General features: G+C 59.1%; 18 protein-coding genes and 1 riboswitch. Of the genes, 4 read left to right on the forward strand and 14 right to left on the reverse strand.

All coding sequences use genetic code 11. The annotated features are described in order from the left end of the window. Positions 1-53 precede the first annotated feature (53 nt). The 4 genes from AD930_RS13605 to cbiB all read right to left on the reverse strand — a co-directional run bounded on the left by AD930_RS13605 (position 54) and on the right by cbiB (position 5716). Positions 54-1745 carry an alpha-keto acid decarboxylase family protein gene (locus AD930_RS13605; protein WP_043549626.1) on the reverse strand — a complete coding sequence of 564 codons (1692 nt, stop codon included), beginning with the start codon at positions 1743-1745 and terminating at the stop codon, positions 54-56. Positions 1746-1785: 40 nt separating this feature from the next. Then, a complete protein-coding gene (locus tag AD930_RS13610; RefSeq protein WP_061506763.1) occupies positions 1786-3660 on the reverse strand; it encodes a hypothetical protein in 1875 nt (624 codons plus the stop codon). Positions 3661-4094: 434 nt separating this feature from the next. After that, positions 4095-4733 (reverse strand): 5,6-dimethylbenzimidazole synthase, encoded by a 639-nt coding sequence (gene bluB, locus AD930_RS13615; RefSeq protein WP_061506663.1) that lies wholly within the window; start codon positions 4731-4733, stop codon positions 4095-4097. Then, positions 4730-5716: an adenosylcobinamide-phosphate synthase CbiB gene (gene cbiB / locus AD930_RS13620; RefSeq protein WP_061506764.1), complete on the reverse strand. Its 987-nt coding sequence runs from the start codon at positions 5714-5716 to the stop codon at positions 4730-4732. Before cbiB ends, bluB begins: the two co-directional genes overlap by 4 nt. A 241-nt stretch (positions 5717-5957) precedes the next feature. Between cbiB and cobD the strand changes: the two genes are divergently transcribed. Both cobD and AD930_RS13630 read left to right on the forward strand, forming a co-directional pair. Beyond that, positions 5958-6962: a threonine-phosphate decarboxylase CobD gene (gene cobD / locus AD930_RS13625; protein ID WP_061506664.1), complete on the forward strand. Its 1005-nt coding sequence runs from the start codon at positions 5958-5960 to the stop codon at positions 6960-6962. A 2-nt stretch (positions 6963-6964) separates the two neighbouring features. Then, entirely contained in the window at positions 6965-7813 is an 849-nt protein-coding gene (locus tag AD930_RS13630; protein ID WP_061506665.1) for a histidine phosphatase family protein, read from the forward strand. 18 nt (positions 7814-7831) lie between these two features. Here AD930_RS13630 and AD930_RS13635 read toward each other — a convergent pair whose 3' ends face one another. From AD930_RS13635 to AD930_RS13675, 9 genes are all read right to left on the reverse strand, one after another. Further along, positions 7832-8014, reverse strand: coding sequence for a hypothetical protein (locus AD930_RS13635; protein ID WP_061506666.1), 183 nt, complete (start codon positions 8012-8014; stop codon positions 7832-7834). Between the two features lie 410 nt (positions 8015-8424). Continuing rightward, entirely contained in the window at positions 8425-8634 is a 210-nt protein-coding gene (locus tag AD930_RS13640) for a hypothetical protein (RefSeq protein ID WP_061491384.1), read from the reverse strand. Between the two features lie 87 nt (positions 8635-8721). Then, a complete protein-coding gene (locus tag AD930_RS13645) occupies positions 8722-9444 on the reverse strand; it encodes a CbtA family protein (RefSeq protein WP_061506765.1) in 723 nt (240 codons plus the stop codon). 22 nt (positions 9445-9466) lie between these two features. Then, positions 9467-9691, reverse strand: coding sequence for a CbtB domain-containing protein (locus AD930_RS13650; protein WP_043549773.1), 225 nt, complete (start codon positions 9689-9691; stop codon positions 9467-9469). 19 nt (positions 9692-9710) lie between these two features. After that, a riboswitch (adenosylcobalamin (AdoCbl) riboswitch) is annotated at positions 9711-9840 on the reverse strand. 46 nt (positions 9841-9886) lie between these two features. Further along, on the reverse strand, positions 9887-10858 hold the full coding sequence (locus AD930_RS13655) for an adenosylcobinamide-GDP ribazoletransferase (protein WP_061506667.1): 972 nt from the start codon (positions 10856-10858) through the stop codon (positions 9887-9889). Then, positions 10855-12048 (reverse strand): nicotinate-nucleotide--dimethylbenzimidazole phosphoribosyltransferase, encoded by a 1194-nt coding sequence (locus AD930_RS13660; RefSeq protein WP_408735777.1) that lies wholly within the window; start codon positions 12046-12048, stop codon positions 10855-10857. The genes AD930_RS13655 and AD930_RS13660 overlap by 4 nt, the downstream gene beginning before the upstream one ends. 100 nt (positions 12049-12148) lie before the next feature. Then, on the reverse strand, positions 12149-12895 hold the full coding sequence (locus AD930_RS13665; protein WP_244150595.1) for an adenosine deaminase family protein: 747 nt from the start codon (positions 12893-12895) through the stop codon (positions 12149-12151). A 284-nt stretch (positions 12896-13179) separates the two neighbouring features. Next, a complete protein-coding gene (locus AD930_RS13670) occupies positions 13180-13764 on the reverse strand; it encodes a TetR/AcrR family transcriptional regulator (protein ID WP_061506668.1) in 585 nt (194 codons plus the stop codon). Positions 13765-14045: 281 nt separating this feature from the next. Beyond that, on the reverse strand, positions 14046-15326 hold the full coding sequence (locus tag AD930_RS13675) for a hypothetical protein (RefSeq protein WP_061506669.1): 1281 nt from the start codon (positions 15324-15326) through the stop codon (positions 14046-14048). A 324-nt stretch (positions 15327-15650) separates the two neighbouring features. Between AD930_RS13675 and cobU the strand changes: the two genes are divergently transcribed. Beyond that, positions 15651-16295, forward strand: a complete 645-nt coding sequence (cobU, locus tag AD930_RS13680) for a bifunctional adenosylcobinamide kinase/adenosylcobinamide-phosphate guanylyltransferase (protein WP_082781895.1) — start codon at positions 15651-15653, stop codon at positions 16293-16295. Between the two features lie 18 nt (positions 16296-16313). Here cobU and AD930_RS13685 read toward each other — a convergent pair whose 3' ends face one another. Further along, the gene (locus AD930_RS13685; RefSeq protein WP_061506670.1) at positions 16314-17426 is read right to left on the reverse strand and encodes a glycerophosphodiester phosphodiesterase family protein; all 1113 of its coding nucleotides are present in this window, start codon (positions 17424-17426) and stop codon (positions 16314-16316) included. 191 nt (positions 17427-17617) lie between these two features. Here AD930_RS13685 and AD930_RS13690 point away from each other — a divergent pair, with 191 nt between their 5' ends. Then, positions 17618-18934: an autotransporter strand-loop-strand O-heptosyltransferase gene (locus AD930_RS13690; RefSeq protein ID WP_082781896.1), complete on the forward strand. Its 1317-nt coding sequence runs from the start codon at positions 17618-17620 to the stop codon at positions 18932-18934. Positions 18935-19025: the final 91 nt, after the last annotated feature.

A 19025-nucleotide genomic window follows, 5' to 3' on the forward strand; every position in this document is an offset into this window, starting at 1 on the left:
AAAAGGTGCAGGCCGTGCCCGTGTGTTGCAGGGGCACGGCCATGCAGGTTGACTTATTTTGCAGGCGGACGGCCGTTTGCCGTGGCCACATGGCGGCCCCAGGAAATCAGCTCGGACGTGCAGTCATCACGCGGAATGACGCATTCGATCAGGGTCGGGCCTTCTTTATTTTCCAGCGCGACCTTCACCGCATCAGCCAGTTCACCCGCCGTGTTGGCGCGCAGACCTTTGCCTTTGCCATCTTCAGCGTTGAACGCGCTGATGATGCCTGCGTAATCCCAGTTCTTGATGTTGTTGTACGGACCATCATGAATTTCAACTTCGATGGTGTATCCAGCGTTGTTGATCAGGAAGATGATAACCGGCAGCTTGCGGCGGATCATCTGCGCCACTTCCTGCGCCGTCAGCTGGAAGGAGCCGTCACCCACCATCAGAATGGTGCGGCGTTCCGGGGCACCCACAGCGTAACCAAAGGCCGCCGGGACAGACCAGCCAATGTGGCCCCACTGCATTTCCAGTTCCACACGGGCACCGCGCGGCAGCTTGGTGCGCATGACGTTAAACCAGCTGTCACCCGTCTCACCAACAATGGTGGTTTCCGGTGTCACCAGGCTCTGCAGCGTCTGCTGGATGTCTGCACGGGTCAGAACGTCATCACCCTTGCCGGTGGTTTCCACCGTGCGTTCGGTGTGCACACGCTTGTACTGGACCAGCGTGGAATCCTTCTTCGGCTTGTTCTTGAAGTACTCTGCCAGAGCTTCCAGCAGTTCCTTCAGGTGGATGTTGTCGAAGGCGTAGCCGTGCAGCTTGGTGATGTTCTTGTCCAGCACAGCCACGTTCGGGCCCTGCGGCCATGCCGTCCAGCCTTCGGTGGAGTAATCGTTAAAAATGGGGGCCAGCGCAATAATGCTGTCCGTCCAGTTAAAGATTTCATTCACACCCGGCGTGGAGGCGCTGCCCCAGTAGGTGCCAACGTAAGAAGGATGATCTTCCGGGAAGAAGCTCTTGGCCGCAGCCATGGTGGCCACAACACAGCCCAGAGCGTCAGCCAGCTTCACAGCGGCTTCTTCCGCACCGGCGGCGCGCAGGCGGCTGCCAACCAGAATGGCGGGCTTTTCGTGCTTTTCAATAAAGTCCGCAACAGCTTTTACGGCTGCGTCCAGGGTGGCCTTGTTGGAGGCCGGGGCATCCACAACAGCGCTGATGGGGCCGGGGGCCGCACAGGGCTGTGCAGAGACGTTACAGGCGATTTCAATATAAGCCGGTTTCTTCTCACGCAGCGCGGTGCGGATGGCGTGGTCGATTTTTTCCGGTGCATCTTCAGCAGATGTAATGGAAACAGCCGCACAGGTCAGCTTTTCAGCAATCTGCAACTGGTAGGAATAGTCCGTCGTGCCAATGGTGTGGTGCAGGATGTGCCCGCTGCCGTGGTCATTGGAGTTCGGAGCGCCGGAAATCAGAATAACCGGCAGGTTTTCTGCATAAGCGCCACCAATGGCGTTCAGTGCGGACAGCGCACCAACGCTAAAGGTCACAACCGCAGCACCAGCGCCGTTTGCACGGGCATAGCCTTCAGCAGAGAAACCGCAGTTCAGCTCGTTACAGCAGTAAACCTGCTCGCATTCTTTGTTCATCAGAAGCTGGTCGAGCAGCACAAGGTTATAATCCCCTGCCACTGCAAAGTGATGCTTCAGACCAATCTGGGCAAGACGCTCAGCAAGATAAGTGCCAACTGTATAAGACATCGAGTTCTCTCTCCTTTGGCGAGTATTTTACCATTCCAGTTTACTGGAACGGCAAATATCGGAAGGTGACGTAAACTGTGTTGCCCGAAGTTGTCGGGTACACACTGTTGTTGCTGCCGTCATTGCCTCTGAAGGCAAACTTCCGGATATAGGTGTATTGCAGGCCCCCCATCACACTGCCGTAGCGGCCTTCAACGAAGTGCCACCAGCCGCCAGTGGTGAGGGATGCCAGCGTGCGTGTCTGGGCGTTACAGGAGCCAAACTCCACGTCGCACCCGCCCAGATTGAGGTCATTCACACCGTAGCCATACTGTGCGCCATCTGCGCCCATGTACCGCTTGCGTCCCGCTGTCTCGATACCCCCGTAGGTGTAGAGCAGCACGGACGGTGTGGGATGCCCGATAAGACCAAGGGAGCCCATCAGCTCCGGCACGGGGGACAAAGCACCCCGCGCGTTGGGCGTGGTGTCCGGGATCAGACTTGGCCCATAGCGGCCAATGCCTTCACCCGCTGTCACATTCCCGGCCATCTGGAGCTTTTTGGTGCCCAGCGGCACCGTCATGCCCGCGCCAACGCCACCCCCAAATGTGGTGTGCTTGCGGGTGGTGGTCATGCCCGGTTCCACCGCAAGGGAGCGGAACCAGCGGGCCAGACCAAACACTTCATAATGCCCGACAGATGTATCCACAGCCCCTTTCAGAATAATGTCCGGTGCGGGGTTGTAGGTATATTGCGTGTTCGGGTTCAGCAGCACGCCGCCTGCGTTGGAATAAAAGACGCGTGTCCCGGCCTTCTCTCCATAAGCCGCGGGCAGGGTGCCGCCGGAAGACAGAGCGGAAGAGAAGGCAACCGTCGCCTGCGGATCTTCCACGGAAAGGCCCAGCCAGTATTTCTGGTGCCAGTCCTTGCCAATGCGGATCTGCGGGACGCGGGTAAAGGTAATACCGGGGATCTGGTTGTTATCCGTCACCGCAGGCAACTGTTCCTGGCGCGGCAGAATGCCCTTGGCGTAGTTGGTGGCAAGGCTCCAGGCCTGACCCATCAGGATATGCAGGCCCCAGTCCTTCTGGGTGAAGGTAAAGTAGCCCTGCCGCAGGCGCGGCGTGTACCCGCTGATCTGCACGCTGTTTGTCGTGCCGGCAGAGCCGCCAAAATCACTTTCCACATAGGCCTGCAACCGGACGGATTTGGAGGGGTTGGCCTCCATCAGCACGGACATACGGCTGAGCTGCGCGGACATGCGTTCTTCACTCAGCCCATGGTTGGGGCTGTTGGCGTAGGGGAAGTTGTTCCAGGCCGTGGCGGGGCCACTGGTCATGTTGGAATCACGCCAGATGTTGGAAAATTCCACAAACCCGCCCAGCCGGACAGAAATGCCGCCAATGCTGAAAATGGGGGGCAGGCGGTCCACGTCCGTCTGGGTAATGGAGGACGGGCTGGAAGAGCTTAGATCGATAGCGGATTTGGATGTCTGGTGTTCCGGTGCCGGCGGCATCCATTTAAACCCAGCAAAGCCTGAACCGCTGTGCAGGGTCGGGTTCTGATTGGCGCCAACCTCAATAGGCTGGGCCCCGCCGGAGAAGCGAATACCCGGATCAGCCGGTCCATCTGTCCGCAGGCCGGAAAGCCCGTCCGAAAAGCCACCATGCGTGCTGCTGGCGGTGCGAACACCCGCCGAGGAAGCCCCTTTTGAACCTGCCGTCCGCACACTGGCCGTGTTCCGTGCCGAGGCCACCTGACGCCCACTTTGTCCGTGTTTGAGCGCCTGCCGATGCTCAATGGCTTCCACCTGGGCTGCCAGCTTGCGCATTTGCTCTTTAATGGCTGCGAGTTCCTGCGCGTCATCAGCATGTGCCAGAGACGGTTTGCTCAAAACACAGACCAAAGCCGTGCCGAGGAGAAGTCTGGTATCCAGTTTTCTGGTCTCGGTAGAATCCCGGAGCGCAGGCGGTTTCACACTAAATCCTCAGGAAATTATAAAACTTTGTTATAGATAAACTGTTTTTGTGTGAAATGGGTAGAAATCTCAATGATTCATGTCAATATTACATACTGTTAATTATATCAAGGCAAGTCTGAAACTATTCAGCGCACTAAGATTTATAAAAATCGAGTATATACCGCAGTTCCTTAAAATAAACTTTATACTCTTCTGACGCTTTGAAAACGCAGGGAAGAGAAAATTATTGGGCGTGTCAGGGCACTTTTCAGACCGATTTCTGGTTTGAAAGACGGCCTTTATTTATAGGAAAGTCTCATAAACCATCAAAATTCTGTCATGGTTTTCCAGAGGGCATGCAGGGCAGCCATACGGGCAAACAGTGCGCCCCCTCCGGCAGCAGTCCAGACTCAGCGGTTAATCCACTGTTTGCGGGCCGGGTTGCGCTGTTCCCACCCACGCCGTTCCAGCTCTGGCGTGTCGGCCTGTTCCGCCGGATAGCCTACGCACAGATAGGCCAGAAACTGCCAGTCCGGCGTAATACAAAGCGTGCGGCTGGCGTCCTCCGGGTTCAGGATGGAGACCCACCCCAGCCCGACACCCTCCGCCGTGGCAGCCAGCCAGAAGGTGTGAATGGCCATAACGGCAGACCAAACCGTGGTTTCCGGCATGGTGCCGCGCCCCAGCCCGCGTCCCTGTGCGGGGTTGGTGTCACAAAAGACGGCAATATGGTGCGGGGCATCATCCAGCCCGGCCAGCTTGAGCGTGGCGTAACGCTGGGCGTCATCGCCGCTATGGCCGGTCAGTGCTTCCGCATTGCAGCGGGAAAAATTTTCCCGGATTTCAGCACGGCGCGCCGGGGCATCCACCCGCACAAAGCGCCAGGGTTCACTCAACCCCACGGAGGGAGCAAGGCAGGCAGTTTCCAGAAGGCGAGACAGCACGGCCTCGGGCACCGGGTCTGTGCGGAAATGGCGCACATCGCGCCGCCATGTAAAAAGCTGATCCAAAGAGGCACGAAAAGCGGGGGAGAAGAGGGGGGCTGTCATGCCGGGATCATGAAGAGAAGTGCCCCCACCAGCAAGACCCCCGCCAGAATAAGACAGGCGCGCCGATACAGCACCAGCCCCCGGTCCAGATCCGCCACCGTTGCCTCCGGCGTGCCGGCCCCCATCCATGCATCCTCCACGCGCACCCCTTTATACAGGCGCGGCCCCGCCAGCCGCAGGCCTAAGGCTCCGGCCATAGCGGCTTCCGGCCAGCCTGCGTTGGGGGACCGATGCCGCGGCGCGTCCCGTCGCACCGCTGCACGAACTGCGGCCCGGTTCTCCGCCGGGGCCGCCAGAATGAGGCAGAGTGCCGCCACGCGGGAGGCAGGCAGATTCACCGCATCATCCAGTTTGGCCGCCGCCCAGCCAAAAGCGGCATGGCGCGGGGTGAGGTGGCCAATCATGCTGTCCGCCGTATTCACGGCCTTGTAGAATACTGCTCCCGGCAGGCCGAACACCGCCGCCCAGAGCAGGGGGGCTACAATGCCATCAGAGAAGTTCTCGGCCAGACTTTCCAGCGCGGCCCGCACAATCCCGGCTTCATCCAGCGCTGCGGTGTCCCGCCCGACAATCTGCGCCACAGCCTGCCGCCCTCCGGCCAGCCCGTTCTGCCGCAGGCCAACCCCCACAGCGCGCACATGCTCCCATAGGGATTTCTGCGCGACCAGCGTGCAGGTGCCCAAGGCCTGCACCCCCAGCATGACGGGGGCGGGCAGAAAGCGATACCCCACATCCAGCACGGCCCCGGTTACCCAGAGCGGCACGCCCACAATCAGGATCAACGCCAGCACGCCCATCCAGCGGCGTTTCCGCTCGGAAAATTCTGGCTGGTTGAGGGCGGTGTCCAGCCTGTCTATCAAGGCCCCAATCCACATCACCGGATGCCCGATGGCCGCCAGCAGGGCAGGGGGATAACCGCAAGCGGCTTCCAGAATGGCGGCAAGGGCTGCTACGGGGAGCGTGACGGAAAGAGGGAACACCATGCGGGCAGCAGACTCACTCATCGGGCAGGCCGGAGCAAAACCGACCGAAAGCATGCAGGGAAGCCCGCAGACTACCACGCACGCCCCGTCCGCTGCCATCCCTGAGTCAGCATCCGTGCCACCAGTGCGCGCTGCCTCACCCCCGGTGCGCACTACGCCACCCGTGCCGGTTTCTGCCACCGCGTCCGTGCCGTCAGAGGCTCTCCCATTCCCAATCCACGGTGGGCAGGTCAGAGCCGTCATGGCCCATTTCCCCGGCGCACCGCGTCCTTATTATGACCTCTCCACCGGCATCAGCCCGTATGCCTATCCCCTCCGGATGCCAGACCCGGCGGTGCTGGCCCGCCTGCCGGAAGAAGACGAGGAAGCCGATCTTCAGGCCGCCGCCGCCTTCGCCTACGGGCTGAGCAATCCCGACATGGTAGTGGCCGGGGCCGGGAGCCAAAGCCTGATTGCCCTGCTGCCGCGCCTGCTGCCAGCGCAGCGTGTATGCCTGCTGGGGCCAACCTATTCCGGCCACGCGCAGGCATGGCGTTTGCAGGGCGTGCCGGTGCAACAGGTGACGGACCCCGCAGCACTGGAACAGGCCGCCACCCAGCCCGGCACGGTCTGCGTGGTTTGTAACCCCAACAACCCCGATGGTCGCCTTCTCTCAGCCGACTGGTTGCACACACTGGCCAACACCTGCGCCGCGCACGGCACTATTCTGATCGTGGATGAAGCCTTCGCAGATTTTGAGCAGCAGAGCGTCGCCCCCCTCCTGCCGCATCCCGTACTGGTTGTATTGCGCTCCTTTGGCAAAACCTACGGCCTGCCCGGTGTGCGGCTGGGCTTTCTACTCGCCAGCCCGGAAACCGCCGCACAAGCCCGCGCTGTGCTTGGGTCATGGCCTGTGGGCAGCCTCGGTCTGGCGGCCGGACGGCAGGCCCTGCGGGACACCGCATGGCTCCGCACTGCCAGAACACAGGCCCGCGTTGCCCATACCCGCCTGACAAACCTTCTGGATGCTACCGGCCTGCGTCACACCGGGCAGGCCAGCCTGTTCACCTTAGTGCTGCATCCCGATGCTCCGAGCCTCTGGCGACATTTCTGCACCTACGGCCTCGTGACCCGCATTTTTGCAGACCAGCCGGGCCGCCTCCGCCTAGGCCTGCCTGCAACAGACGCCGCATGGTCCCGGCTGGAAACCGCCTTGCAGGCATGGGCCGCGTCCCCCAAAAGCCCCGTATCCCAACCCGGCTCCTGACCATGTCTCTGATCCCAACGCCCACTCCGTCCCGGTCTGCGGTTCCGCAGACCCAGACCATCCGGCTTGTGTGCCTGACCACCACGCTCCCAGACGCCGCCAAACAAGGCCGCATCCCACCCCGCGAGGCGAAAACAGCAGCCCGCTACCCCACCGGAGCGGAGGGCTTCACCCTCCCGCAACTCCGCAAACCACCACGCTTCACACAGATCATTCTGGCCGAGGATTGCACCTGCGAGGGGTTGGACACTGCACGCCCCCTCCCTGACCCCGACGCCATCCCGGCAGGCCGCGCCCCCCAATCTGCCAGGCAGCCCCACATGCCTCAGGCAAAAGACGCGCCCGAAAGCCCCGATTTCTCCACAGTCTCCGCCGAATGCGGCCTCACACACACCGCCAGCCTGAAGGACCGGAATTACGGCACATGGCACGGACAGGCCTTGCGCGCTCTCCCGCCCGAAGCCCTGAACGCCTTGCTGCACGACCCGGATTTTGCCCCGCCGGAGGGGGAGAGCCTTAACCAGTTTCACGCCCGAATTGGTGCGTGGCTCACCACCGCATCCCAAGAGGAAATGGCAGAAGTCGAACCGGGTTCTGGCAACCTTTCAAACAGTTCCCCAAGCGGAACTGGCCCCGCTGCCTCATCAGGCAAACAGCCCCGCACACCGTCAGGCACAAGCGCCCTCACAGTGCTGCTTATCGCCCGCCCCGCAGTCGTGCGCGCCCTCGCCACGCATATCCTGCAAGGCGGCGTGGACATGGCCACCCGGCTGGACATCGCCCCTGAAACAACCAGCCTGTTCACCCACCACGCCGGAAACTGGCGCGTGCGGATGCTGGGTGTGCCCTAAAACCGAGGGGAGTGCGTATTACCGGCGGCGCAAGGCTTTTGTGACAAAGGCTGTGCAAAGCTGGGCCAACCCAAACATCACGAGAACATTGATCCAAAAATGCTCTCTGAGTTTAAAATGCTCAACAAGTGCAACGTCGAGGACGATAAAAATCAGTCCGGAGACACTCACTATGGCAATCTTTTTTGTGGTGTCTGACATGGCTGCAATCCCTTCACTTTAAAAATGCACCTTTAAGGCAGGCAAATCTAATCTGGTCCTGAACCTTTCTATCAAACTAAAGATAATCAGATCATTTCGAAATAGAAAAGCCAAAGGCTGTCATGCCTTTCGCCCAACACAGATGGGGCGGGATCAGAAGTGCGCCTTATGGTATCAGCCACTCAACCCGCATCCGCGCAAACAGACCAAAAAACGTGCTGGTCGTGGTCCAGCAATTGGTAAAGCCCAGGCCAGATTTTTATTGAATCGATAGAAATGCTCTACACAGGGGCTACTGACCACGCTGCGGAACTGGACGCGCTTACGGCAAAGCAGGCGGCAGGCGCGCACCTTGCGGCAGATGCGCCTGAGCAGACGCACCTACCAAAAATCTGAGTGGGAAAAGAGCGTTATTTTTTGGAAGTTTTGGACCGGTAAAGGGCCAGAACCATCAGCATCTGCATACCCGCCAGAGCCCCATCAATCAGCCCTTTATCAAAGTCGCTCACGGACAGGCTTGCCACATACAGCATCGCCAGAGGCACGAACGTGACAGGAAACAGCAGCATGTTCTGAAAAGCCGGCTTTTTCACAGCTTTTGCTTTGCACCGTGCAGGCATTGTCCAACCCCTTCTTTGCAAACGACTCACTGACAAATCGCAGTGAAAACGCTGGCACACCCTGCCGCGCGGTGCAAGCCTCTTCGTTTAAGATCGCTGAGTGCGGCCTGTCAGCACCGGGGTTGCCAGCGCGCCAAAAATCAGGCCCATACTGCCCCAGAGCACAACCTGCATGCCAAGGGCTGCTTCCCGAAAGCGCCAGAGCACCACAGCGGGAAATCCGTCCGGCACCTCATTCACATCCGGCAGGCCAAACTGCACAAGGGCAACCAGCAGAATAAACACCGCTCCCCCACACAGCCAGCCCGTCCACGCATCGCGCATCTGGGTCACTTTCTGGCCAATCAGGCAGGCAATGGCGGCTACGCAAATGGACAGCGCAATCATCACAAAATAGGTTTCCGTGCGCAGCGCCAGCGTGGCCGGGTTGCCCACGGCGGGTGGGTTGGGCGGATATTTCAGGTCCGGCACCAGCACCACAGTCACAAACCCCGCCACAGCCAGCAACAGCGCCAGCACGCGGGGGGACTGGAAAGACAGCCGCCCATAGGCAAAGGAAAAGACTAGCGCAAACAACCCGCCAAATCCCGCGCCATACAGCACCGTGGCTGTCGCCAGACCGTAACTGGCCTGCACGGAGCGGCTGATCATCTCAGGTTCCGGGGTAGCCCCTTCAGCCGCACTGCGGGCGGCTTCAAACGCAATGGCCAGCGCGACCTGTGGTTCCCCAAAAAAACGGGCAAACACAAAGGCAAGCGCCGCCGCAAGGCACCCGGCAATCATGCCGCGTGCCAGCAAACGTCCAGCAATCATCAGGAAAAATCCCTGCTCTTTAGTGGCAGGGGAAGCCCAGCAGATGGCGGCCATCATGCACAAACTCATGCACTTCATGGCCAGAAATCAGGGAGACAGCACCCTGTTCCGCACCCACAAAATACAGCATCAGCACAGACAGCAGCAGGCCAAACACCGCCCACGGCAGCAGAGCGCCAACCGGAATGGCAACAGGTGCGGGAGCCGCAATGGCCCGTGCGCGGGAGGAAGAGGGGTGCATCATCAAACAGGCTCCGCTGGTAAAAACGCGTTCCGCGGTGGAAAAAACCAAGCTGAGGGTCTGACTTCCCACTTTTAAAAAGCGGATTACAGTGGCGCGACCGTGCCGGACTCTCACCAGCTTCCTCAGATCAGCGCATAGTCTGAACGGCCCCTCCGCCCCTGTCAATTCATACAAAAGCAGGTGGGACCTCTGGATTCAGAACAGCGCCGTGAAACCCGCCAGCACCAGACACTCGGTGAACACCGCAGCCGCCCCCAGCACATCGCCCGTATAGCCGCCCAGCAACCGCCGCGCGGCCACCCCCACCAGCCCGCAGGCCGCAAGAGCTATCGCCACAGCGGACAGGCTCATCAGTGCGGTCAGAACACCGTTGCCATAAAGCCAGCCCCCGCCGCCAGATAGCAGCAGTTGCCGCCCAGCATCCGGCGTCATGCCCTGCCCAACCGCGTTGCCTGACAGTGCTGCACCGCCGGTGCGTACCCATACCATCCTCGCAGTTTCAAAGCCTGCACAGGCCATTGCTTTCGCCATCTCCCCGGCCAAGGCCACAACACTCACCCCCGCCAGAGCCAGCCCCATCCAGAGCGACCCACGCGGCAGCGGGTTGAGCGAGCGGGCCAGACCATCGGGCCGGGCAGGGGGCAGGCAGGCAGGCAACACCAGCAGCACCGCCCGCGACAGACACGCGGACGCGACCAGCGCCAGCATAGCTACTCCCGCCGGAAGGGCCGCCACAGCCGAGGCCCGCACCAGCAGGCTCAGGCCCAGCGCCATCACGCCATAACTGCCAATCCGGCTGTCGCGCATAATCTCCAGCCGACGCTCCCGTGTGGCCCCGCCGCAGCCATCGGCCATGTCAGCCAGCCCATCTTCATGCAGGCCGCCAGTCAGCACACACTGGAACGTCAGCGCCAGCCCCGCCGCCGGCAACGCCGCCACATGGCCCAGCCGCAGCAGCCAGAACACTGCCCCGACAAGCAAGCCAATCGCCGTGCCAATCAGCGGCCAGCACCAGATGGAACGGCCCATCGGCCACAGCGCCGTGCTGGCGCGTTGCGTGGGGGAGAGCAGCCAGCCCACGGGCAGGCGCGTCAGTAAACTCAGCCCGCAGGCCAGATCCAGCCGCAGCCGCGCACCAAAGGAGTCTGCCGGGGTCGGGGTGCTCATGCGCGGCCTGAAACCGCAGCCTGCGCAAACGTCGCCATGCCATTATGGCAGGCCATCGCCGCCCGCAGCAGCGGCACCGCGAGTGCCGCGCCCGACGCTTCCCCCAGCCGTAAACCAAGGTCCAGCAACGGCACCAGCCCCAGCTTTTCCGCCAGCCGCGCATGGCCTGCTTCTGCAGAACAATGGGAGAGGCGCGTATGGTCCAGCCCGCCAGCCGCCAGCCGTGCCAGCGGAGCCACTGCCGCCGTGCAGACAAATCCATCCAGCAGCACCGGAATACCGTAATGCCGCGCCGCCAGCGCTGCCCCCAGCAAAGCCGCGAGTTCATACCCGCCCAGCCTGCGGGCGACCTCAAGTGGGTCAAACCCGGCCACGCCTGCTACGCCAGACTCAGCGTCAGATACCTTACCATGACTATCAACCCTTTGCTCACCGGATGCGGGTGTCACAGTGCCGAATGGCTTTGCGTAACGGCTTCCTGCCTCAGAGGCACCCTGTGCCGCTGCCATTTCCGCTTTATGGAACGCTAACGCGGCATCAATCACCCGCGCTTTGTGCGCCACACCCGGAGCATCCAGCCCCGTGCCACGCCCGGCCCAGTCTGCCCCCACGCCACCAAACAGCCCTGCCGCCAGCGCTGCCGCCGCCGTGGTGTTGCCAATGCCCATTTCCCCCAGACACAGCAGGTCACAGTCCCGCGGTGCCGCGTTATACCCCGTCTGCACAGCCTCCAGAAACGCGGCTTCTGTCATGGCCGGAGCGGTGGTGAAATCCGCCGTGGAAGCCAGCCCCAGCACCGGCACCACCCGCAACCGGGCATCCGCCACGCGGGCCAGCTGGTTGATGGCCGCGCCGCCGGTTTCAAAATTCTGTACCATCTGCACAGTGACATCCTGCGGCCAGGGCGACACACCTTGCCGCACCACGCCATGATTGCCCGCAAAAATCAGGATCTGCACCCGCTCAAGCTGAGGCTGCGCCCGCTTCTGCCAGCCACCCAGCCAGCGCGTCAGCTCTTCCAGCCGCCCCAGACTGCCCGCCGGTTTGGTCAGCTTGGCCTCGCGGTCGGCAATCTGCTGCTGAGCCGCTGCATCCACCCCCGGCAATGCCACGCAGGCAGCCCGCAGGGCGGAGAGGGAGTCAATCGACCATTTCGGATCGTGGAGTGTGCTCGTTTTCATGGGCCGCATGGATACAGTCTAAAGACTCCACATCATAACCCTGTTTTTCGAACGCTCCATCCAGCAGGAGGTATGGAAATAAGGGGAAGACCTCTTTCCTCCCCACTCTTCAGGCCTTTATCATACTGAGAGACTGAATTTCGGCCTCAAACTCTGTCTTCATGGCCGCTTTTTCCGCGTCCGAAAGCCACGAGGCGTCGAGTGTCCGCAGAGACATCGCCGCGACCTCTTCCACGCTCAGTGACAGAACGCGCGCCATCGTCACATACGTCGTGCCAATATCCGTCCCGAACATCGGCGGGTCGTCTGTGCAGGGAACAAGAAACAGCCCGGCCTCATGCATCGCTTTCAGCGTTTCTGCCCGTTTTTCCATACGCTGCGGCACACAGGTATGGGAGCAGACGGTAAACGGCACACCACGTTCCCTGCACCGGCATGTCAGAACCGGGTCCGCCAGCATATTATAGCCGTGGTCAATCCGGTCACAGCCCAGAACATCAAGGCAGGTTTCGACATTGCGCGGCGGTGCCTGCGTCAGCGTCTGATTGTCCTCACAGGCATGCGCCGTGCAACGCAGGCCGGCGGACCGGGCCAGAGCATAGGCATCCTTAAACAACTCCGGCGGGCCTTTGAATTCGGCACAGTCCATGCCGATCCCGATAACCTCCTCCCGCGGATGGGCGAGAACGTCTCTCACCATCGCTATCGCGACCTCCGGCCCGAGTTCCCGGTTGATGGCAGGAATCAGACGGCCAGTAATCCCAAGCTCTTCTTTCGCCCGTCGAAGGCCATCAATAAACCCATCCACCATGGTCTCGTAACTGACCCCATGCGGGTAACGACCGGTCTGCCACAAGCAGCGTTTCGACCGACATATGCCGGGACCGCACGCGCGCAAGCCACGCTGCACCGAGCGACAGAAGCAGGACGCAGGCGACAATAATCCCGGTCATCTCAGCCTCTCACAGAGCCAAAGACACAATGATGTCAGCGGGAACCACGCAAAGAGCCAGATAAAAACAATGGGAATCCCGAAAACCGAAACTGGCAGACAACTGAGAAATGGTGCGACAAGAACAATCGCAATGCATGGAATGCCAAAACCGAGCGCTACGGCCCGCCTGTTCGGGAAAGTGGACATCACGGCTTTTTCTTTTTGGCCGGAGCAGAGCGCCGGGTCTCATTCAGCACCAGTTCCATCGCCCAGCCGATGGTCGTCCCAATCTCCTTCGCATCCATGTCGAACTCTTCTCTGAGCGTCAGCCAGGATTGAACATTGTCCAGACAGGCCAGAACAGCCTCCGCCCGCAATCGGTCTGGGGCAGGGATGTCGGGTGTGTCATTCCATAAGAGGCTCCGTCTCCGAGAAGCCAGTTCATTCCGGAACGTGCTGCGCATGGAGCGCCCAATGCGCGTGAGCGCAAGAATACGGGCAAGATCCGGACGATTGTCGAACTTCCCAACGGCGACCTGAAACCCTTTGACAACGCCCTCCGGGTCATCCTGTGACGCCAGCCCGAAGACCTCCGTATTCAGCCAGTCAGCCGTTGCCGCAAGCAGAGCGTCGCGGGAAGGAAAGTAACGATACACCGTCCGCAGTGAGACACCCGCCCTTTTTGCAAGAGCAGACGTCGCAATACTGCTGTCCTCGCTCTCTTCAAGCAGAGCAATGAAAGCCTCAATAATACGTTGCCGGGTCTGGGCTGCATATTCGTCGCGGAGCATGTGGCACACATATGTAGTTGTGACACATGTGTGTCACGTAAATCCGCGCCTGACAAGATGCCTTGTTGCGGTAACGGATTGTTATGCTCTGAGGAGAGTGGTCCGCGGAGTAGGGACCGCTTATGAAAGAAAAAATCATACCCGCTCAGGTTGGGACCGGAGAGCAAGCTCCGCCTATGGGCGTTGTTTCCGTTTAGTCGGCAGCTGGTTTTGCAGGGTAAACCGAATGTCAGTTATCAGTCATGAAAACTAGAACGCAGGCATTTAACGAATACGATGCTTTAGCTTGTCTCCTTTGAGACAAATCCGCAAGCTTCCATGAACGTCCATGCGCGAAGCCAACTAATAATATCGTCGATTTGAAGGCGCTTCACGTCAACCGCCCTTTCAGGGAATGAGGCATTATACCGACGCATTGCGGCGAGATGCTCAACATAAGCCTCTCGCAACATGCCAGTTAGGCGAAACCCGAGATGGTGAGCGAAAACAGTCTCGATCATACTAGTCACCATCCCACCCCAATAAGGCGTTTCAAACTCAACTGGAAAATTTTCTTCAATACAGTCGTTGATAACTCGTTCGGCTATAAGCAATAATCGACCATCAAAGCCCAATTTTGGGATCTCTGAAAAGCTGCTACGATCCTCCTTTTTCAATTGACTAGTGATGAGGCTTGTTCGATCTACATCAGTAAGTTGAAAAGGATTCAGGGCGCAGATAATAAGTTCAGAGCGTTCTTCCCCTACAAGGGACATCTGGATTTCATGCCAGCGTTTGCGAATAAAGCAAAAGCCATGGAGACCTTCTTTCTCCATTAGTTGGGCGGCATACGAAGTGATATTTCGTAGTGTATCGCAAGTATGAACAGGTAAAAAAGAACGATTTTCTTCGTCATATTCGATCCATCCCGGGATGTCCGGAAAAGACGCAACTACACAAGCCATTGCATTATGTGACAACAAACAATTAGCAAAATTTTGAAATTCTTCATCGTCGGGAATATAAAGAGATAGACGTAGGCTCTGTACGCTAGCATCAGGAAATTTTGGTTGATACAAGACAATATTTCGATCAGAAATCAGCAGGTCATACAGGTAGGCCTGCTTCGCAATTTTGGCTTCAATAGGAGCCACAAGAATATTGAAAATGTCTTTTTCTCCTGATCCAGGAAAAAGACTAGAAATATAATTGCTATATGCGAGAAGCTCCGTAAATGCATTGCGTTCTGCCGCTCTGTTAATTTTTAGCTCAAGTATAAAAATACCATCTTCATGAGTGCCTAGTAAATCGAGGAACATATGTCTCGTCTTGTCGATAGGTAAATTAATCCCAGCACCAATAAATTCACCCCCGCGTGTAAGATCGTGAAGATAACGTAGCTTCTCAAGGGCTCGCTCTTTCAGAAGCTTCCAGAGTTCAAAATCAGGAATATCAAATTCACTAAGTGCGCCCGAGGATGTCGGTGTAGCCGCCTCTAGTCTCACTTCATCGTCTTCAAGGACGGCATCTAAGCCGACTGCGAATAAATGCTTTTGTACATCTTCTTCGGAGAAAGTAGTCATTTGTTCCTCAATCAGTCGGATTTAAAAATAGTGCTCGACACCATGTGATGTAGTGTCGCAAGTAACGGACTTGACCTATATTATACTCATGTGGGCTTTCGGCTGCAGGCGGTTTAGTGATTTCGTCTCAAAAGAAGTCGAAAGCTGTCTTAATTGCTAAGGCCGTAAACAACAGCTTCAGCCCCCATAGTCAAAACATACAAAGCACACCGAAACACCAGAAAAAAAGCCGAGGCATGATCCTACCTGCTATGCTGTGATAAACCCCACAACCCCACAACCCCACAACCCCACAACCCCACGGCAGCAGAAAGCGGATTGCGCATGACCTCCATCACGCTCAAGGCAGACCCGGCCAGTCCGGCAGGCACACCAACAGATGGGCAGACCGCGCCTGCACCCACGCCCGTCACAGCCACGCAGAACGACCCTGCGCAGCTCCCCGCAGGTCTGTCCGCAACAACGCTCATTCTGGGCGGAGCGCGGTCCGGCAAAAGCCGCCATGCGGAAGCCCTGATAACAGCGCTGCCCGCCCCGTGGGTCTATCTGGCCACAGGCCGCGCGTTTGATACGGAAATGCAGGACCGTATCGCGCACCATCGCGCCGGTCGGGCAGAGGGCTGGCAGACGGTGGAAGAACCTTTCGCAGTGGCCGATGTTCTGCGTGCCCATACCGACCGCCCGGTGTTGCTGGACTGCCTGACCCTGTGGCTGACTAACCTCCTGCTGGAAGAGCGCAGCATTCCAGACGCCACACACGCACTCATCACCGCTCTGGCCGAACGCCGCGCTCCCACCGTGCTGGTGGGGAATGAGGTCGGGCTTGGCATTGTGCCGGAACATAAACTGGCCCGGCAGTTTCGGGATGAAGCAGGCCTTCTCCATCAACGTCTGGCCGAGAAAGTTGGAAAAGTCCTGTTTATTGCAGCAGGGTTACCCCTCGTCCTCAAGGACACGCCACCAGCCTGAGCCAGCGACGACCCATCCTCAGATGTGGTCCACCGCCCGGCGGCCAATGGCCGGATCATCGGTAAAAAACCCGTCTAGCCCCATATCAAGATAGCGTTGAATTTCCTGAATGGACCCGTGCACATTGCGGGCTGCATCTCCGTCCGCATTGCGTAACTGGCGCGGCAGGAAATGGTTTTCCGGGCGGCAGGTATAGGCATGCACCAGCAGCCCCGCCGCATGCGCATCCTCCACCAGAGAGGACGGCTCAAGCCACGCCCCCTGCGCATCGCGCGGAATAAGGTCGGTCAGGGACGGGCCAATCACATCCGCATAACGCCGCACGTCTTTCAGGCCCGCCGGGGTCATCAGGTCTCCAAAGGTGGTTTTTTGGCCTTTGGCGGCCAGATCAGGTGGCACCTCTTTGCGTTCCCCCATCAGCAGCATCAGCCGCGCCTGTGGGTTGATGACATGCACATCTGCGCCAATGCGCTGGAGGTTTCCGGTCTCGAAGGACTGCACTTCCAGCGGGGCGGTGCGCGTATAGGCATGGGCTGCAATCGTGCGCAGGAACACGGCCTCCGGGTCAAACCCCAGCGTATGAAAGTGCGTGGAATGTTTGATTTCGGGGATCAGCCCCAGAACCCGACCGCGCGTGGCAGATTCAGCAGCGACAAAATCAATCATTTCCTCAAAGGTCGGAATATCAAAATGTCCGTCAAAGCGGGTGTTATGCACACGCAGCGTTGCCAGACGTTCCTTTGCTCGCAGGGTTTTCAGCTCCGCAAGGGTAAAGTCCGTCGTAAACCAGCCAGTGGCTGTCGTGCCATCAATGGTGGCGGTGCGTTTGCGGCTGGCAAACTCCGGCCGCTGCGCAACGTCCGTCGTCTCGGCAATATTGGTTTCATGGCGGCAGACCATCACGCCATCTTTGGTCATCACAAGGTCGGGCTCGATAAAATCCGCACCATCAGCAATGGCCTGGGCGTAAGCGGCCAGTGTGTGTTCGGGCCGCAGGGCGGACGCACCCCGGTGCGCAAACACCAAGGGGCGCGGGGTGAGGGAGGGTGCAGCTCCCGCCTGCCGCACACTTCCGTAGAGGGCCGCGGCACAGGATGTTGCCAGAGCAGAACGACGAGAAAAAACCCGCATCAAACCAACCTTAAATTAGGGAATAGTGTGTGAGAGTTTACCCTTTTTTAGGTGTTAGTGTGGTGATGTTTTCATGAAGAATGACACAGTGTTAAATCAGGAGTTACATAGACAAATGCGAATTGTCTTTATAAGACCTTGATTTAGTAGTTTTTATTACAAAAATTTTGTCTTTCACGAGGTGATCCTCTTTGTCTGAAACCGCAGCACCCGCTTCTCCCGCTCCCCAGGCCGAAGCTCAGGCTCAAGCCGTACAGCAAGCCCCCCAGCAGCCGGGAGGGGAGGCCTCTGCCGCTCAGCCTTCGGGGCAGCCTGATGGCAAACCGGCTTATCTGGCTCCCCCGCCGCTGCCGGTGCTGGAAGGCCCGCAGGGGATCCGCTTCGATTTCAATCTCGGCGCACGCGTGCATGTGCCCGAGCGCAAAGAGGGGAAATGGCGCGTCATTCTGCGGGATCTGGATACGGGGAATATCCTTTTCCATCATGAGGCCGCCGGAGCCACCATTTCTTCCAGCAAACGCTACTATGTGCGCTTTGGGATTGAGGTGATCGATATCGGCGCGGATGGTGTCGAGCGGCCTGTTTTCCAGCATGAGTATGATGCACGCGGGCAGGAGGTTATTATTCAGTTGCCGGTGGGCACGCTGGGGGATACGCTGGCGTGGTTCCCGTATGTGGCCCGCTTTGCGGAAGAACGCGGCGCGAAAGTCACCTGCCTGCTCTCCGGCCTCATCCTGCCGTTGCTCAAGGATGCTTACCCCAACATCACCCTCATGACGTCGGAAGACGCCGAGAAGGCCGAAGTGCCGGCCAAGGCTTACGCCACGTACTGCATCGGCCTGTTTTTTGACGACAAAGAGAATAACCAGCAGCCTACCGACTTCCGCTTTGTCGGCCTGCACCGCACCGCCGGTTATATTCTGGGCGTCTCCCCGCATGAGGAAGCCCCGCGTCTGCACCTGCCGGATGACAGCCGCCCTATTGCGGAGCCGTACGTCTGTATCGCCGTGCAGGCCAGCACGCAGTGCAAATACTGGAACAACCCGACCGGCTGGCAGGAGGTCATCGCCTTCCTGAAGGAAAAAGGCTACCGGGTGATCTGTATTGACCAGAAAACCGTGCACGGCACCGGCCTCGTCTGGAACTACATCCCCCATGGGGCGGAAGATGAAACCGGCAACCGCCCGCTGGCCGAGCGCGCCCGCTGGCTGAAGCATGCGGATGCGTTTATCGGCCTCAGTTCCGGTCTGGCCTGGCTGGCCTGGGCTGCAGGCACGGAGGTCGTGATGATCTCCGGCTTCACACACCCGACCAATGAGTTTGAAACGCCTTACCGCGTCATCAACTGGCACACCTGCAACTCCTGCTGGAATGACCCCACGGAGCGGTTTGACCATCACAACTTCTTGTGGTGCCCCCGGCATGAGAACACGCCGCGCCAGTTTGAATGCACGCGCCTCATCACCAGCGTGCATGTTATCAATGAGCTGAAAAAGCTGTTCGCCTGACTCCTGCGGGGGCACCAGACGTGCCCCCTTGCATCCCTATCCTGATGATGCTCTCTCCTTAAGGATCATAAGGCAGCGTCATGGTGGCGTG

Source organism: Acetobacter malorum, assembly GCF_001580615.1.
Lineage (GTDB): Bacteria > Pseudomonadota > Alphaproteobacteria > Acetobacterales > Acetobacteraceae > Acetobacter > Acetobacter malorum.